Genomic DNA, 17,048 nt, shown 5'->3' with positions numbered 1-17,048 from the left:
TTAATGTTTTCTTTTGGGCCGGAGCCTTACAGCTCTGGCAACCTTTTAGCGTGATCGGCAATCACGTCTAGCGTCGATTTATCATCGGCAAATACCGAGTTTAAGCCTTGTGCCTCTTGCGGTGGATCACCAAAAAAGTCATCACCTTTTTGCCACATGTAATCGGCTCGGTCAGTTTCACCAAACCCACCCCAGGCCCAAAAATTAGAACCAACAAAAGGGCCACCTGCTGCCACGTTATCTTCGATGACATCGTAGACCATGTCATAAAAACGATCGCGATAGCTGACTGGCGTGCCGTGATCATAAGCGCCGTTATCGCGCTCGACACCAAACTCTTCTAACACAATAGGCTTGTTAAGACGCTCGGCGATTGCAACATGCTCGCTCAAATAACGCTTTGCGGTAGTCACTGCCGAATCGTAGGTTTGTTCGGGCTTAGTGATATCAAACCAGCTCCAGTTTTTAATCCACATATGGAACGTTAGATAATCCACATTTGGGCTCGCGTGGGAGGTTTCAAACAACTCAGCATCGCCCAAGGTACCCATCGCGCCTTCATTACCGGTACTAACCAACTGCTTCGGCGCGAGCGTCTTAATGTAGCCGGCCGTATCATCTATCCAACGGACAAAGTCATCAAAGTGTACCCGGCCGTCGGCATCACTGCCTGGGCGCGGCTCATTTGCCAGCTGCCAGGACATAATAGTGGGGTCGTCGTTATAGGCTTGGCCAGTAATACTGTTGGTCCGCGTAACTATGGTACGAATCACTTTGCGGTACAGCTGCTGCGCCCGCTCGATTCGGTAAAACCGAGCAGAGTTATCCATAAACGGATTCCACTTGCCTGTGACATCCGGGTCGAGCACTTCAGTGCCGGTAAACCACGCCACGTATTGCGACATACCACCCGACCACTGCCAAAAGTTATTTAGGTAAAGCACCGCTTTCATATCGCGCTTAGCCATTTCAGCCAGCAAGAAGTCCATACCCAGCAATAAATCGTTATCGAGTTCACCCTCAATATTGTTCACCACCGCTGGGCGAACCGCACGCATTAAATCGCTGGATTCGGATGCGGCCAGAACGCGCAGGTTGGTAATGCCGTGTTCGGCCAATACGTCCAACTCGCGAATTAATCGTTCGCGATCGCCGGTAGCCCCAGGCGAGCCTAAGTATGCGCCATACCACATATTGGCACCGACATACCGATACGGCTTATCACCCACGTAAAAGTGCTGCCCGTCTACACGGACAAACTCTTGGCTATTATGAGTGCTCGTGGATTGAGTACAACTCACCACACATAGAGCGGCTATTACCACAAAGCATCGAACTATCATTTTTTTCATAGTCTTTACCTTTATAAAAACCTAGTAGTCAATACCGGTGGCTCACCTTAATGGGAGGGCGTTATACCTTCCGTAAGGGTGCCTAAAAAACCGATAAAGCTTAACCGTGAGCGGCTCCAGCCACTTGGGGTCAAACCCCAAGCAGCTTGGCTGCTTCTATCATGGCTCTCCCGTTATGATAGGGACCTTTCCAAAAACCCGCTTTGTAATCGCGCGATCCATCTGGCACATCAAGCGTCGAGTGCCAACGCCATTCGCCTTTATTATGGTCGATCTGATAAGTGTCAATAAACGTCCATAAGTTATTGGCCGTTGTTAAAAAGCTTTTATCGTCGCTTAGCTTATACGCCACCAAAAAGCCCACTAGTGCTTCAGCCTGAACCCACCAAATCCGCTCACTGTGGTAGCTATTGCTGGCGCGGTCATAGGCGTCAACCACATCACCGCGCTCGCGAATCGCCTCGCGCTGACAGGTTTTGGCAAGCTCGATGACGACCGGAACCAAACGCGCATTGCGCTCGGCATCACCCAGCGTATCAAGCGCTTTGTACAGCAGCCAGCTGCACTCAATATCGTGACCGTACGTCAACCCCGGCGAGTGATCTTGCCAGTCATCAGACAAAAACATCCGCAAGTGGTAGTTGTCGTGGTCGATCATGTATTTGTCAAACAGATCAATCCCGTAAGCTAGCGCCTGAGCGACTTTATCGGCTTTATGTACTTGGTAAAGCTTGGTGTAAGCCTCAAGCACATGCAAGTGGGTGTTCATCGTTTTGGGATAGTTTAGGTCTTTTTCGCTCAGGCGAACATCATCAATCTTGCCCCACTCACGGGTGTAAGCTTCGTAGTAGCCTTCGCCATCGCGGTCGACACAGTTGGCTTCAATCAAGTCAAAACACTCAAGCGCCATCGCAAGTGCGTCGGCGTCTTGGCTCAGCTCGTAATAAGCTGCCAGCGCATAAACCGCAAACGCCTGCGCATAAACCTGCTTTTTGCTTTGCTCAACGTCACCGCTGGGCGACAACGACCAGAAAAACCCACCGTGCTTACTGTCAAAAAAGTAATCTCGCAAGTAATGATACGATCGCTCGGCCGCCGCGCGGTAATCGGCGTTACCGGTAAACACGGCAGCCTCAGAGAAGAACCAGAGAATACGAGTGTTCAGCACAATACCTTTCTCGGCATCAACGCGAGCGACATTATTGTCGCCCACTTCACCGTAAAAGCCACCATGGGCTTGGTCTTGCGCGTAACTTAACCACCACTCGGCAATACAATGCAGCTGCTTGGTAAAGGTTTCGGCAGTCGGTAATGCAGCCGCAACGCCGTTAGGCGCCGCTGGCTCTTTCATCATTGGGGGCATGCCCACGCTCTGACTCATTTCAACGTTTCCAAAATATCCAAGTTAGCGGCAATTAAGGCGTTGCGGGTATTGACGGAAGCGGCCGAGCGCAAACCGTCTTGCGGCGTATTCACACAGTAGTCGACCAATTTATCGATACTTGAAGTGGCCACGTGCATACGGGTATCGGATGAGGCGTAGTAGATAAACACTTCGCTCTGCTCGTTTACGATCCAGCCATTCGCGAAAGCCACATTAGACACATCGCCCACTCGCTCGCTGCCTTTAGGGGCAATAAAGTGACCGCCGGGGCGGTGTGTAACTACCCAGGGGCGCTCAAGCTCAGTCATAAACATATACAGCACATAGCGCAAACCCGCTGCGGTATTGCGTACACCATGGGCCATATGCAGCCAACCGTGATCGGTTTTTATGGGCGCTGGGCCCTGACCATTTTTAACCTCCTTAATGGTGTGATATTCCTTACCGTCGACGATGACCTCGTCTTTGATTTCGGCGCCGTCCATCGACTCGCTTAAACCCCAGCCGATACCACCACCGGCACCCACACTGATAAAGCCATCTTGCGGACGGGTATACATAGCGTACTTGCCGTCGACAAACTCTGGGTGCAACACAACGTTGCGCTGCTGGCCCGAGTAGGTAATTAAATCGGGCAAACGCTCCCAGGTGACCAAATCTTTCGTGCGGGCGATACCACACTGGGCCTCGGCGGCCGACAAATCATTGGGCTGACTTTCGTCTTTTCGTTCGGTGCAGAACAGACCGTAAATATAACCGTCTTCGTGTTGCGTCAAGCGCATATCATAGACGTTGGTGTCGGGTCTGTCGGTCTCGGGCATGCTAATGGGGTAATCCCAAAAGCGGAAGTTATCCACGCCATTGTCGCTCTCGGCGATAGCGAAGAAACTTTTCCGGTCATCGCCTTCAACCCGAACGGCCAAGATGTATTTACCGTTCCAAAACAGCGCACCTGAGTTAAACGCCGCGTTAACACCTAAGCGTTCCATCAAGTGTGGATTGCTCGATTCATTAAGATCGTAACGCCAAAAAACAGGGGTGTGCTCGGCGGTTAAAATCGGGTGTTCGTAACGAGTGTACACCCCGTTACCCGACTCTAATGCGCGGTTTTCTCGGGTAATTAGCGTTTCATGCTTTTGCAGCAGTTGTTGGGCGCGAACGCGAAAATCACTCATAATATTCGTCCTAAAAATTCAAGCTGTTTATTCTTACAACCGGTCGCGACTCGCGCAACCGGTTACAATATTTACCTAAAAATAGCGTGCAAGTGTTGCACGCTACAGATAACGTTTAATGGAAACGCTTAATCAGCACCGTCAGTCGCTAATCGATCAACGTACTGCGCCGGGGTGTCTGCCGGGTAATCCTCGAGACGACACCACCAAAAGCGCCACAACCACAAACTGGTCGCCACAAACACGGCCACAGAAGCGATAAATTCGGGCCAGTGCTGAATCACCATAAAGATTGATGCAGCCACCATAGAGGTTTGCCAAATCACGCCGACAACCAAGTTACCCAGATCGCGGCTCAAATCGGTGTTGCGTTTTAACTCGGGGTAATCTTTAAGTGCCTCGCGATACACAGGCCCCCAAACACCCCACGGGCGAACCTTGATATAAAAGGTTTTAAGCACTTCGATATCATCGGCCTTGCTAAGCAGCGAGCCGACGACGCAAGCAATAAAACAGCCACCAAAAATAAACGGGAAGGCGTATACCTGCATAATTTCCCAGTCGAGCGTCCACTGCAGCACCTGAATAATCAGCAAGATTACCAAGCCCATCGCCATGCCACAAAAGTAGCCGACACCGTTAAAGCGCCACCAAAACCACTTAAGTAAATTCGATGCGGTATAAGCACCATAAAAGGCGCTGACAATCCACAAGATAATGGAGTTAAGCGATGGCACGAACAACCCGATCACAACCCCAAGAACAACAAACAAAACGGATACGACATAGCTCGCTTTGACGTAGTTTTTGTCATCGGCATTGGGGTTAAAATAGCGCTTATAAATGTCGTTAACCACATAGGCCGGTGCCGCATTGGTGGTGGCAGCAAAGGTCGACATAAACGCGGCGAGCAAACCGGCAATCAAAAGCCCAAGCAAGCCCGGGGGTACAAACTCCTTCATAGCAAATGGCAGAATTTGCTCAAAGTCGACATCGGGCCCCATCGCTTGCAACTCGTCCATAAAGAATACCAGCGCTAAAATGGTTAGGCCGGCAATCAGCATGTAACGAGGAAACAACAACACGACATTGACGAAGCCGCTCATTTTGGCCGCTTCAGTCGGTGAGCGCGCGGACAAGACACGCTGCATATCGTAATTGGGCGGCGGGCCCATCATGCTTTTGGCAATGCCCGACAACAGCATCAACATAAAAAAGATCGTAAAAGGTTCGTAACCATCGGCGGCAATTTTGGTATTGGCGGCCTCTAAGGTGCCCGACCAATCCATATCAAGGTTCCAGCCAAAGGTAACCTTGTCCCAGTTATCCGGCACCACTGCTGCCAACATATCGGGAGATACTTGCTGCATAGCAATAATACCCACCGCAACGCAGGCGACCGTCATAATAAAAAACTGTAAAACCTCGGTGAATACCACACTAAACATACCGCCCTTCACCACATAGACCGTAGTTAGTGCGGTAATAATTAAACCGTAATAAATATCGTTGGTGTCGGGGTCGGCCGCTAACTGCCAAGGTAAAAACACCGAGGCAAATTTGCCGATACCAATAAAGCCATAGGCCAAAAAGCCCACTACATTAACCAGTGCAAACAACACGACGATTAAGTGTGATAGCCGCGCACCGGTGCTGTCGCCAAAGCGAAAGGTAATCCACTCGGCCCCCGTTAGCACGCCCGAGCGACGCAGCCATACGGATAAAAACACCATCAAGAAGATTTGATTAAAGACCGGCCACAGCCAGGGAATATAAATACTGGTTAAGCCGTACACAAACAACAAGTACACCATCCACATAGTGCCGCTGATATCGAACATACCCGAAGCATTGGAAAGACCTAAGGTATACCACTTGAGTTTGTTGCCACCTAAAAAGTAGCTACGCAAATTTTTAGAGGCGCGTTTGGAGATCCAAAACCCGATAAACACTGTGGTGAGCAGGTATGCCGCGATAATCACCACATCTAACATTGCTAACTGCATGTGTGCGTCCAATTATTATAGCGCCGGACACGCGTCCGCGCGGTGTAGTTCAAAGTGTACGGCCCGACAAATGTGCAGCCCCAAGCGCTGAGAGGTGACGTTAACCTCGGATTCGATCTTATCGCTGCGTCATTAGTACAACAGCCGAAAGCCCCAGCAACCAAAACTTTAGTATAAGCAAGCACTTCGTCGTAAAGCGATAGCAAATGTAACCGATTACAATCTATAATGCCAGCACTTTACGTTACTTTAGGGCTGCCCTTAAGCCGCTCCCGGCGGTATGCTATTATCCACAAAAACTTTCTTCTCTTTATAAAAGCAATACTTTATGTCCAATATCAGAGATGTAGCGCGCGAGGCCGGCGTGTCCGTTGCCACCGTATCACGCGCCCTGAGCGACCCAGATAAAGTCTCGCAAACAAGCCTTAACAAGGTTCATAGCGCCATCGATAAAGTCGGCTATCGCCCCAACATGCTGGCGCGCAGCTTTCGCTCGGCCAAAAGCTACGCGGTTGTTGTACTGGTACCGGACATTACCAATCCGTTCTTCTCGCAAGTCATTCGCAGCATTGAAGATCGCGCCCAGCAAAAAGGTTACGCCGTGCTACTGGGCGACACTCGCGGCGTACCAGAGCGAGAAAAAGAGTACATTCGCCGGGTTGAGACCCGCCTGGCCGACGGCGTTATTCAGTTGCGCCCCGACGACCCCAACCGACGCTTTGAAATGCCCGCAGACATTGCCTGCGTGAATGTCTGCGGCTGCGAATCCACCAGCGGCCCTCGAGTGCGGATCGACAACCGGGGCTCGGCAAGGTCAGTGGTCGACTATCTAATTTCTCTCGGGCATCGCCGTATCGGGGTGATCTCAGGCTTAAAAGACAACCCCCACACGGTTGACCGGCTGGCCGGTTACCTCGAAAGCCTGGAAGCGGCGGGAATTGAGTTTGATAAATCGCTGGTGGCCGAAGGTGACTTTACCACTTGGTCGGGCCTAAACAGTGCCAAGCAATTTTGCGCTATGCCGGACAAGCCAACAGCCATATTTTGCATGAATGACGAAATGGCCATTGGCGCAATCCAAACGCTCAAACAACACGGCATACGAGTCCCAGAGGACATTTCCGTTACCGGATTTGACGATATTAGCTACGCCCGCTACTGCGACCCGAGCCTTACCACAGTAACCCAGCCCGCCGAGGAAATGGGCAAACTGGCCATGGATATGCTGCTGCGACTCATCGAGGGCGAAGATCTCGCCCAAGAGGAAAACGTACTACCGGCTGAGTTTGTTATCCGCAAAAGCACGGCGATACCGCGCAAAGATTAATGCTTTAAGCTCTTACCTTGCCTGCGCGGGGTAAGAGCTCACCAGCCAGCTAAGCGCTGACTTTTTCGGCTCGATCCGACACCCCGTCGCAGTAACGCATCAATTCTTGGGCCAATACGATCAGGTGATACAAAGTACTGGCTGGCGCCTCGGCTGCCACCACCTCATCGTTTTCGCCGCGCTGGTCCACGTAGCTACCGGGCGTGGTGCCGCACAGATAATAGCGAAACAAAGTATCCACCGCGCTAGCGGCGCGCGCCTCGGCATCAGGCTCGCCCTCGCGAGCCATCACCAGGCTGGCCTTAATCAACTCGGTCAGCCCCCAGCAGCGTTTGGTGTGCTGCAGCACGTTACCCTCTGGGGTTACCGAGTCGTACAGCAAGCCAGAGTCGGCTTTTAAGCCAATGTCTAGCGCACGACGGTACAAAACGCCGGTATAACGCGCCACCGATTGCCCGGTAAGCCGTGCGTACCAATCCAACAGCCACACCCACTCCATCATATGGCCCGGCTCAACCACCTGCCCGGTGGCGCCGTCAGCTAGCGTCCAGTCAGCATTAAAAAATTCAAACAGCACACCCTGCTTAGGGCAAAAAAAGCGTGACTCAAACAAACTAAACAACTCACCGGCACGCGCCAACCAAGGTGCCTCGCCGCTCGCCTCATATAATGCCATGCAGGCTTCAAACAAGTGCATATGCGGATTTTGGCGGCGCACCGTGTGATCGTAATCGCCCTCGGCCCAACCGCCGTACTCAGCCCCAAAGCAGTTATCCAAATGCAAGACCAACGCCTCGGCTTTATCCAGCGCCGCGCGCTCGCCGCTCACCCGGTATAGCCAGGCGTAGGCCAGCAAGAAAAAGGCGTGATCGTACAAATCTTGCTTGCTATCAATCACCTCAAATTCTGGGCTAAGCAGGTGGGTAAAGCCTCCTCCGGCGCTGGGGTGCGCCGCATTCGACTCGACAAACCCCAGCAACCCGCACGCGATATCGGCGCCGCTGTCACACCAACCAAGACTCTTAGCCGCCGCAAAAAAGAATGCCTGCCGCGCCTGTACACGCACTCGCACATTGGCCCCGGTATCCACCTCGCCATCGGCTCGCAAGCGCTCAAAGCTGGCGCCTAGCGCAGGGTGGATGCCCCGCACACTCCATAGCGGCAGCGCATCGCGCTCAAACCACTGCACCAAACGCTGTGTCTGGTTTTTAATATCACTGGACATGGATTACCTTTTTACTGTGTCTTTTTGCACGATGAATACCGCAAACGGCATAGAGCCGCAAATAATGCCGCACAATGTAACCGGTTTCAAGCATCTACTAAACCCACTTGATGCAGCTCCCGACAAATACGCTAAACTATATTGCATAACTCCAGAAATAAATGATTAAGTAATCTAGATTATGATGCTGACCGCACCGGCTTTACCGACAAGCGTTGATACGATGATACGTCTGTACCTTACAGCGGCAACACTTTTACTCTGCCATGCAGTAAGCGCCGCTGGCCCACAAGCGGCCACGCAAAGCGCATCCGAGCCTGGTGACAACTCTACCGCGACAGAGGTAACCCTCTGGATTGGCGAGGTGAGCGAGTCGCGCAAAGCTCACGAGACAGCGGTAATCAAGCTAGCCTTAGAAAAAAGCCGCGAGCGCTATGGCCCCTTTGAGCTAAAGATAACCAACCGCTCGCTCTCACGGCCAAGAACGATCCGCAATTTTAGCGAAGGCAGTATGGCGCAGGTAGTTACCGCGCCGGCACTCGCCTACCGTGTCGACTCGGACGAGCAACCGCTAAAGGCTATTCCAATCCCACTGCTGCAGGGCTTGCTGGGCCGGCGTCAGGCAATCGTCCGGCGCGACCGAGAGGCGGATTTCACAGAAGTTAAAAACCTTGAACAACTGCGACAATTTAACGCCGGGCTGGGCTTTGACTGGATTGATCAGGATTACTTTCGCGATGCAAAGCTACCGTTTACCGTGGGCTCCAGCATCAACCAGCTATTTAATATGCTTGCTCACGGCCGGTTTGATTATTTACCTTTGGGCATTCTAGAGGCAGAGAAAGCGCTGGCGGCATCTGAGCACGCGGCGCAACTGGTCATCGTCGACAACCTCATTATTCACTACCCACTGCCAGTGTACGCTCAGGTAAGTCACAACCACCCCGAGATCGCCAAACGCTTAACGCTTGGCCTAGAGCTGGCCCGTGAAGACGGCAGCTTAGAGGCGCTTTTTGATCAGTACTATGGCGAGTTTAACGCGGTCGATGCAGACGTGGTTATCATCGAGTTATCCGATCACTCACCATCCGCCGCCCTTAGCGCGAAGCAAACTTCGCCTTGAGCGCCAGCTCGACCTCGGGGGCGACAAACTTGCTCACATCGCCCCCTAGCACCGCAATTTCTCGCACAATCGACGACGATATATAAGACAAGTGTTCGGCAGGCGTCAGAAACAAGCTTTCCATATCCGGCGCCAATGCGCGGTTCATATTGGCCAACTGAAACTCGTACTCGAAATCGGACACCGCTCTTAAGCCACGCACCACACCTTGGGCGCCACAGTCGCGAACGAAGTCCACCAACAAATTATCAAACCCGCACACCTCGACATTATCGAGATGTGACAGTGTGCGCTGAGCCAAATCGACCCGCTGCTCTAAATCAAACATCGGAGCTTTGCGGTTACTGGCCGCGACGCCCACGATCACGTGATCAAATAGGCGGCAGGCGCGCTCCACAAGATCTTTATGGCCATTGGTAATCGGGTCAAACGTGCCTGGGTATACAACCTTGCGCATAGATTATTCTCTGTGTGGCGTGCGGTGTGGGCGGGATACTACAAAAATAGCCTAGTCCTTGCTAGTCGCACGGTAAAAATACAATCGATAACACACGCCGCCGGTGCGCTTTTCGCGGTGTAGCTGCCAGTTATCGGGCACCTGAAACACACTATCAAGCCCCGACTCGATATAGATCGCCGCACCATCGGCCAGCCACTCGCGCGCCACCAAGGCATCAATGCTCGGTTGCCACAAATCAGCGGCAAAAGGCGGGTCGAGAAACACCAACGCCAGCGGCGCAGTAATGTCACCCGTGCTGAGCCAGTGCAATGCATCAATATGCAGCAGCTGTCCCCCGCTGGCATCGAGCCGCTTTAAATTATCAGCCAAAGCTTTTGCCGCCGCTGGATCACGCTCGCAAAAGGTCATGCGAGCCGCCCCACGGGACAGCGCCTCTAGCCCCAGCGCACCGGAGCCGGCATACAAGTCGGCGCCTACCGCCTCTGGTACGTAAGGAGCCAGCCAATTAAACAGGGTTTCGCGAATGCGATCGCCGGTGGGGCGCAAGCCGTCACACAGCGGGAAATCTAGTTTTCGCCCGCGCCACTGACCGCCAATCAGCCGCAACGGCTGACGCAATGAATCCCCTGCCGGCTGTCGCCGTTGTTGTTTTGCCACCTGTCACTCTCCACCGTTTGCCAGAAGTGGTAGGATAGCGCCTTTGTTTAGCAGCGATAAGAGCCGCCTACCCACATGTTCTTTAAACGGTTTAGAAAGTCCGCCCCCAAAGACGACCCAAAAGTCGAACAACCGCAGCCCGAATCAGACGAGCAAGCGCAACCCAGCGAGCCCCCTGAGGCCGAGTTTGTTCCGCTTGAGCCAGAAGCACCGGAAGCCGCCGTTATTGCCCCCGAGCCCGTCCCGACTGAGCCCGAGGTCACGGCGCCCGCGGCCGAGCCTACCGCGGAAGTCGCCCCAGCGGCCCCCGAACCGGCCAAAGCGCCGCCGGCTAAAGAAGGCTTGTTTGGCCGCATTAAACGCGGCCTATCGCGCACCAGCAGCAACTTCTCGGAGGGGCTCGGCAATATCTTTTTGGGGAAAAAAGAAATTGACGATGAGCTGCTGGAAGATCTGGAGTCGCAGCTATTAGTGGCCGACGTTGGCATCGAGGCCACCACCGATATTATCGACGATCTAACCGCCCGCGTGGCGCGCAAACAACTGGCAAACCCAGATGCGCTGTACGATGCCCTTAAAGCATCACTGGCCGAATTAGTCGCCGGCTCCGAGCAACCGCTGATTATCGACACCAGTAAAAAGCCCTACGTTATTTTAATTGTCGGGGTAAACGGCGTGGGTAAAACCACCACCATCGGCAAGCTGGCCAAGCGCTTACAAAGCGAGGGCAAGTCGGTCATGTTGGCCGCGGGCGACACCTTTCGCGCCGCAGCAGTCGAGCAGCTGCAAGTGTGGGGCGAACGCAACAGCGTACCGGTGATTGCCCAACACACGGGCGCCGACAGCGCCTCGGTCATCTTTGACGCGGTACAGGCCGCCAAATCCCGCAGCATTGATGTGCTGATCGCCGACACCGCCGGGCGTTTACACAACAAAGACCATCTAATGGAAGAGTTATCCAAGGTGCGTCGGGTGATGGGCAAACTTGATGACAGCGCCCCCCACGAGACCTTGCTGGTACTGGATGCCGGCACCGGACAAAACGCTGTCAGCCAGGCCGAGCACTTTATTAAATCCTCCGGTGTGACCGGTATCGCTCTGACCAAGCTAGACGGCACCGCCAAGGGCGGGGTCATTTTTGCGCTTACCAAACAGTTTGGCTTACCGGTGCGGTTTATCGGCATTGGCGAGGGTATCGACGATTTACAGCCGTTTGTCGCCAAACCCTTTATCGAGGCTCTGTTCGAGCGGTGATTCGCTTCCAAAACGTCACCAAACGCTACGCCACCGGGCAAGAAGCTCTTAGCCGGGTCGACATACAAATCGACCGCGGCGAGATGGTGTTTTTAACCGGTCACTCGGGCGCCGGCAAAAGCACCTTAATGAAGCTCATTATGCTGATGGAGCGGCCCAGTAATGGCCACATCGAAATCGGCGGGCGCGATACCAGCGCCATCCGGCGCAGCGGTATCGCCCACTACCGGCGCGATATCGGCGTCGTGTTCCAAAACCACCAGCTTTTGTTTGATCGCAGCGTCTTCGACAACGTCGCCCTGCCGCTGCAGGTGGCCGGTTACCAGCACTCAGATATCGGCCGCCGAGTGCGCGCCGCGCTAGACAAAGTCGGGCTACTACACAAAGAGCGGGTCAACCCAGTCACCCTGTCGGGCGGTGAACAACAGCGCGTCGGTATCGCCCGCGCCGTGGTTAACAAGCCCGCGCTAGTGCTGGCCGATGAACCTACCGGCAACCTCGACCCGGAACTCTCGGCCGAGATCATGACGCTATTTCGCCAGTTTAACGAGCTGGGCGTCACCCTAATGATCGCCACCCACGATATCGACCTCATCGAGCGGATGAACAAACGGGTACTGCAACTGGCTGAGGGCCGGGTCATCGCCGGTGGTGTGCCGCAATGAACCGCTTTCACCCCAAGCGCAAGCCGGCACCCACACCGCGCAAACCGGCGCCGCGCCCCCAGGGCGCCATCCAGAGCAAAGCCGCTTGGCGCCACCGGCTGGAGGCCTGGCAAGCGCATCACAGCAATTGCGCCCTAGAGAGCTTACTGCGCCTACTGCGCACACCACTGCAAAGCACGCTCACCTGGCTGGTGGTGGCCATCGCCACCGCGCTGCCCGCCACTTTGTACGTGGCACTGCTCAATATTGAATCGCTCGGTTACCACTGGCAGGACTCCAGCCAAATCTCCGTGTTTATTAAACCCGCCGCCAAGACCAATGCCATCGATAAGTGGGCCGACACCTTGCGCGCTCGCTCTGACATCAGCGATGTAGTTTACGTCAGCCCCGAACAGGCGCTGGTGGAGTTCAAAACCTACTCTGGCCTTGGCGCCGTGCTGGACGACTTAACCGAAAACCCTCTGCCCCCGGTGCTGCTCGTGCAACCCAGTACCGCCACCACGGGCGCAGCGCTGGAGTCACTCTTGACTGAACTGTCCAGCAACGGTTTGAGCGACGACGCCCGGCTCGACATGATGTGGGTCAAACGTCTGGAGCAGCTGGTGGAGCTGGCCAGCCGTGGCGTGTTTTTTCTCGCCGCTCTTTTGGCGCTGGGCTTACTGCTGGTGGTGGGCAATACCATACGGCTGGCCATCGAAAGCCGCCGCGACGAGATTTTAGTGGTTAAGCTGGTGGGCGGCACCGACGCCTACGTGCGCCGTCCCTTTTTATACACCGGCCTCTGGTACGGCTTGGGCGGCGGCCTAATCGCCTTACTGCTGCTCGCCCTAGGGCTCGCTTGGCTTGAGGCGCCGGTCGCCTCGCTGGCGGAACTTTATCAGAGCGAATTTAGTCTCAGTGGCCTGAGTTTGACCCACAGCTTACAGCTGATCTTGGCCGCAGGCTTGATCGGCCTAGCCGGCGCTTGGCTGGCGGTGGGACGGCATTTGGCGCAAATCGCACCGCGTTAAAACATTTATTTAGCCACAGTGTGAACGCACACAGGTTAAGTTTGGTTAATGCCTTGTTTTATATAGGTTTTTAAACTTACCAGCGGAACTTTGCGATATTGGCAGGCTCTAAGAATCAATGCTAGACTAACTTGCCCTGCAAATTACTGCAGGAGCTTATTCGGTTTTAATCGCGTTTATATTGGGAGTCACGATTATGGGCACAAGCCTACAGCCAATGGGGAACCTCGCACCAGGTGGTAACCTCAATGCCTATGTGCAGGCTGTCAGCGGCTTTTCTGTTCTTACTGCAAATGAAGAACAGACCCTCGCTGAAGACCTTTACTACAACGACAGCCTCGAAGCCGCTCGCCGGCTGGTTATGGCGCATCTGCGCTTTGTTGTGCATATCGCCCGTTCGTACAACGGCTACGGCCTGCCGCTGGGAGATTTAATCCAAGAGGGCAATGTCGGCTTAATGAAGGCGGTTAAACGCTTCAACCCCGAAAAAGGTGTACGTTTGGTGTCTTTTGCCGTGCACTGGATTAAAGCCGAAATACACGAGTTTATCTTAAAGAACTGGCGCATTGTTAAGGTGGCCACCACTAAGGCTCAGCGCAAATTGTTTTTTAACCTGCGCGGCGCCAAAAAACGTTTGGCCTGGCTCACTAACGATGAAGCCAAAGCCGTTGCCGAAGACTTAAACGTAGAGGTAAAACACGTGCGCGAGATGGAGAGCCGACTCTCCTCTTACGACGCCGCCTTTGACGCGCCGGAAAACGAAGACGAAGACAGCCACTTTGTGGCACCTGCACACTACCTGCAAGACAAACGTCAAGACCCAGCCATGCAGCTCGAAGCAGCCAACTGGGAAGAGACCAACGTCAGCAGTCTAGAGAATGCTATGGAGCAACTGGACGATCGCAGCCGCACCATTTTGCAGCGCCGCTGGTTAAGCGATGACAAATCGACTCTGCACGATTTGGCCGCCGAGTATGGCGTTTCTGCCGAGCGTATTCGCCAGCTGGAAAAGAACGCCATGAAAAAAGTTAAAAACATGATGACGGAAGCGGCCTAGAGTAAAAGTAGACGTACAAGTCACCCCAAGCCGCGCACTGCGCGGCTTTTTTATGTCACTGTCATTACGCTATTCGCCACTTGCACACGGACGAAACCATGCCCAAGCTAATACTCAGCATTGCCGCCACTTACGGCTTTATCGCCGTGGCGCTTGGCGCCTTTGCCGCCCACGGACTAAAAGGTAAACTGGCGCCCGAATTGCTAGGGGCATTTCAAACGGGCGTGCAGTATCAGATGTACCACGCCTTGGCCCTACTCGTAGTAGGCTTGTGGTTAAAGCAAGCAACGCGACACAACACAGTTTGGCTCAACAGCGCTAGCGGGCTGTTTATGCTCGGCACGGTGTTATTTAGCGGCAGCCTTTACGCTTTAACCTTAACGGGGATCGGCTTCTTTGGCCCTATTACTCCGCTAGGTGGCATTTGCTTATTGCTGGGCTGGCTCTGCTTACTCATGGCCGCTTTAACATCTTCTAAGGACTGCAGCACCTCAACATGACCGACATTCCCGAATTTCGCCCCGAGTTTAAAAACAAATCCATCCGCAGCTTTGTGATTCGTGCCGGCCGCATGACCGATGGGCAAAAAAAAGCGTTTGAGCAATACTGGCCCAAATACGGCGCCAGCTTATTTTCCGGCGCTTTTGATGCCGAGCAGCAATTTGGCCGCGAGGCACCGGTAGTGCTCGAAATCGGTTTTGGCATGGGAGACTCATTACGTGAAATGGCCACTAACGAGCCGGACAAAGATTTTATCGGTATCGAAGTACACCCACCGGGGGTGGGCCGGTTAATTCACACCGCTGGTGAAGCCGGCGTGGCTAACTTAAAAGTTTATATGGCCGATGCCACTGACGTACTGGAAGACTGTATTAGCGACGCCAGCCTCGATCGGGTGCAAGTGTACTTTCCCGACCCCTGGCACAAAAAAAAGCATCATAAGCGCCGCATCATTCAGTCTGAATTTGTTCAGCGTATTCGCGGCAAACTTAAAATCGGTGGTCTGCTGCACTTCGCCACCGATTGGGAAAACTACGCCGAACATATGAAAGAGGTGATGGACGCCGCCGCAGGCTACACCAACACCCAGGCCAACGGCGATTATTCACCGCGACCAGAGTACCGCCCCATCACTAAGTTTGAAAAACGCGGTGAGCGCTTAGGCCACGGCGTATGGGATTTGGTGTACCAGCGCAGCCAGTAAACGGCGAAGAACCGCACAGGAGCCTGGCAGTGTATTTAGCGCGGCCCAACGCGGGTAACAAATCGATTGCGCTCACCGCCACACTACTCGCGCTAGGTTTTGCGTTTTACGCAATGGACGCTCTACCGTTCGCCTGCGCAGCGGCTCTTCCGGTTTTTGCTCTGTTACTGGCGGCCAATAAACGACTGCGCGTCACGGGTAACGGTATTTGCCACAAACAAACGCGAATAATCGCTTTGCTCGGCGCCGGTGTGTGGTGCCTCACCTTGCTCATAGGTTTTGCCATTGCCCTGTACCGACCCGCCAGCTTTAACTACCCACTGATATACACGTTTACCACGCCAGATTTTTCCCTTTACGCCAACCTTGCCAAAGGCCTAGCGGGTTATTTAATCGTCATTTGGCTTTACTCATCCGCCCCCATACACAACCGTTTAAGTCCTCTGGGCTCGACATTGGCTGTTAGTGTCGGAGTAACATCAGTCCTTGTCGTCGCGGTTTTAGGGTTCAATATCGGCTGGCATCCTAAGCTGCCGTCGGGCGTAATATGGTTTGCTCTTATCAATTTAGTCATTACCGTAACGGCCGAAGAAGCCTTTTTCCGGCTATTGATTCAAGACGGATTGCACAAACTTTTGCCTAAAAAACTGCAAGCAACACCACAAGCGGCTTTATGGCTAGCCGCTGGCGCGTCGGCTTTTATATTTGCCCTCGCCCACGCGCCCATCACTCACCCCACGTTTTTATTATTTTTGTGCGCCGGAGGCATCTACGCCTTGGCCTACCAGCTAACCGGCCGTTTGTCGGTTGCGATAGCCACACACTTCGGGGTTAATGTGATTCACTTCTTATTGCTGCAATACCCGTTGGTACTTTAAGCAACCGTTAGCCACAAACATACAAAACGCCAGCCGCCGCAATGGGGCATAAACCTTTTCTGCCACAGGCTCACCCGATCACTATGCCGCTTTACACTTTAAATGAATTCTCTAAGGCCAATCAAGACACCAGAGCTGTCAACCGCAGCGCCTTAGCCTACCCGGCAGCTCCCCTAGACCTTCAAATACCTCATCTTCGCCAGAGACAATCGGCCGGTTTAGGTTTTGAGCTTTGCATTTTAACGTTGCCGATACCAGCTGATTCCCGCCC

16 protein-coding genes are annotated in these 17,048 nt (G+C 53.7%); 9 read left to right on the top strand and 7 right to left on the bottom strand.

Features of this window, described 5'->3' with window-relative positions; genetic code table 11:
• Window positions 1–26 precede the first annotated feature (26 nt).
• The 4 genes from ACGHAD_RS01780 to ACGHAD_RS01765 all read right to left on the bottom strand — a co-directional run bounded on the left by ACGHAD_RS01780 (window position 27) and on the right by ACGHAD_RS01765 (window position 5,917).
• Complete coding sequence (locus ACGHAD_RS01780; RefSeq protein WP_382416786.1) at window positions 27–1,352, bottom strand: mannanase; 1,326 nt, start codon at window positions 1,350–1,352, stop codon at window positions 27–29.
• A 130-nt stretch (window positions 1,353–1,482) separates the two neighbouring features.
• Complete coding sequence (locus ACGHAD_RS01775) at window positions 1,483–2,733, bottom strand: AGE family epimerase/isomerase (RefSeq protein WP_339617096.1); 1,251 nt, start codon at window positions 2,731–2,733, stop codon at window positions 1,483–1,485.
• Entirely contained in the window at window positions 2,730–3,911 is a 1,182-nt protein-coding gene (gene mgp130 / locus ACGHAD_RS01770) for a 4-O-beta-d-mannosyl-d-glucose phosphorylase Mgp130 (protein WP_382416784.1), read from the bottom strand. The genes ACGHAD_RS01775 and mgp130 overlap by 4 nt, the downstream gene beginning before the upstream one ends.
• A gap of 128 nt (window positions 3,912–4,039) precedes the next feature.
• The gene (locus ACGHAD_RS01765) at window positions 4,040–5,917 is read right to left on the bottom strand and encodes a sodium:solute symporter family protein (protein ID WP_382416782.1); all 1,878 of its coding nucleotides are present in this window, start codon (window positions 5,915–5,917) and stop codon (window positions 4,040–4,042) included.
• A 328-nt stretch (window positions 5,918–6,245) separates the two neighbouring features.
• Here ACGHAD_RS01765 and ACGHAD_RS01760 point away from each other — a divergent pair, with 328 nt between their 5' ends.
• Window positions 6,246–7,244: a LacI family DNA-binding transcriptional regulator gene (locus ACGHAD_RS01760; protein WP_339617093.1), complete on the top strand. Its 999-nt coding sequence runs from the start codon at window positions 6,246–6,248 to the stop codon at window positions 7,242–7,244.
• A gap of 49 nt (window positions 7,245–7,293) precedes the next feature.
• Here ACGHAD_RS01760 and ACGHAD_RS01755 read toward each other — a convergent pair whose 3' ends face one another.
• Window positions 7,294–8,469, bottom strand: a complete 1,176-nt coding sequence (locus tag ACGHAD_RS01755) for an AGE family epimerase/isomerase (RefSeq protein ID WP_382416780.1) — start codon at window positions 8,467–8,469, stop codon at window positions 7,294–7,296.
• A 181-nt stretch (window positions 8,470–8,650) separates the two neighbouring features.
• Between ACGHAD_RS01755 and ACGHAD_RS01750 the strand changes: the two genes are divergently transcribed.
• Window positions 8,651–9,592, top strand: a complete 942-nt coding sequence (locus ACGHAD_RS01750) for a hypothetical protein (protein ID WP_390403187.1) — start codon at window positions 8,651–8,653, stop codon at window positions 9,590–9,592.
• Here ACGHAD_RS01750 and coaD read toward each other — a convergent pair.
• Window positions 9,567–10,049, bottom strand: a complete 483-nt coding sequence (coaD, locus tag ACGHAD_RS01745; RefSeq protein WP_339617090.1) for a pantetheine-phosphate adenylyltransferase — start codon at window positions 10,047–10,049, stop codon at window positions 9,567–9,569. The two genes, ACGHAD_RS01750 and coaD, sit on opposite strands and share 26 nt — an antisense overlap.
• A 51-nt stretch (window positions 10,050–10,100) precedes the next feature.
• Window positions 10,101–10,709 (bottom strand): 16S rRNA (guanine(966)-N(2))-methyltransferase RsmD, encoded by a 609-nt coding sequence (gene rsmD / locus ACGHAD_RS01740; protein WP_382416776.1) that lies wholly within the window; start codon window positions 10,707–10,709, stop codon window positions 10,101–10,103.
• A gap of 75 nt (window positions 10,710–10,784) precedes the next feature.
• On the opposite strand from rsmD, the gene ftsY reads away from it, so the two are divergent.
• The 7 genes from ftsY to ACGHAD_RS01705 all read left to right on the top strand — a co-directional run bounded on the left by ftsY (window position 10,785) and on the right by ACGHAD_RS01705 (window position 16,777).
• Window positions 10,785–11,963, top strand: coding sequence for a signal recognition particle-docking protein FtsY (gene ftsY, locus ACGHAD_RS01735; RefSeq protein WP_382416774.1), 1,179 nt, complete (start codon window positions 10,785–10,787; stop codon window positions 11,961–11,963).
• The gene (gene ftsE, locus ACGHAD_RS01730; RefSeq protein ID WP_339617087.1) at window positions 11,960–12,628 is read left to right on the top strand and encodes a cell division ATP-binding protein FtsE; all 669 of its coding nucleotides are present in this window, start codon (window positions 11,960–11,962) and stop codon (window positions 12,626–12,628) included. Before ftsY ends, ftsE begins: the two co-directional genes overlap by 4 nt.
• Window positions 12,625–13,638, top strand: coding sequence for a permease-like cell division protein FtsX (ftsX, locus tag ACGHAD_RS01725; RefSeq protein WP_382416771.1), 1,014 nt, complete (start codon window positions 12,625–12,627; stop codon window positions 13,636–13,638). The genes ftsE and ftsX overlap by 4 nt, the downstream gene beginning before the upstream one ends.
• A 196-nt stretch (window positions 13,639–13,834) precedes the next feature.
• Window positions 13,835–14,695, top strand: coding sequence for an RNA polymerase sigma factor RpoH (gene rpoH / locus ACGHAD_RS01720; RefSeq protein WP_339617085.1), 861 nt, complete (start codon window positions 13,835–13,837; stop codon window positions 14,693–14,695).
• 98 nt (window positions 14,696–14,793) lie between these two features.
• Complete coding sequence (locus ACGHAD_RS01715) at window positions 14,794–15,195, top strand: DUF423 domain-containing protein (RefSeq protein ID WP_339617084.1); 402 nt, start codon at window positions 14,794–14,796, stop codon at window positions 15,193–15,195.
• Window positions 15,192–15,899, top strand: coding sequence for a tRNA (guanosine(46)-N7)-methyltransferase TrmB (gene trmB / locus ACGHAD_RS01710; protein ID WP_382416769.1), 708 nt, complete (start codon window positions 15,192–15,194; stop codon window positions 15,897–15,899). Before ACGHAD_RS01715 ends, trmB begins: the two co-directional genes overlap by 4 nt.
• Entirely contained in the window at window positions 15,869–16,777 is a 909-nt protein-coding gene (locus tag ACGHAD_RS01705) for a CPBP family intramembrane glutamic endopeptidase (protein ID WP_382416767.1), read from the top strand. Before trmB ends, ACGHAD_RS01705 begins: the two co-directional genes overlap by 31 nt.
• Window positions 16,778–17,048 lie beyond the last annotated feature (271 nt).

Origin of the sequence: Gilvimarinus japonicus (assembly GCF_042847215.1) — a bacterium.
In the GTDB taxonomy this organism is placed as follows: Bacteria; Pseudomonadota; Gammaproteobacteria; order Pseudomonadales; family Cellvibrionaceae; genus Gilvimarinus; species Gilvimarinus japonicus.
The sequence above is the reverse complement of the archived record's forward strand: the minus strand, read 5'-3'. Positions and strand labels throughout refer to the sequence as shown.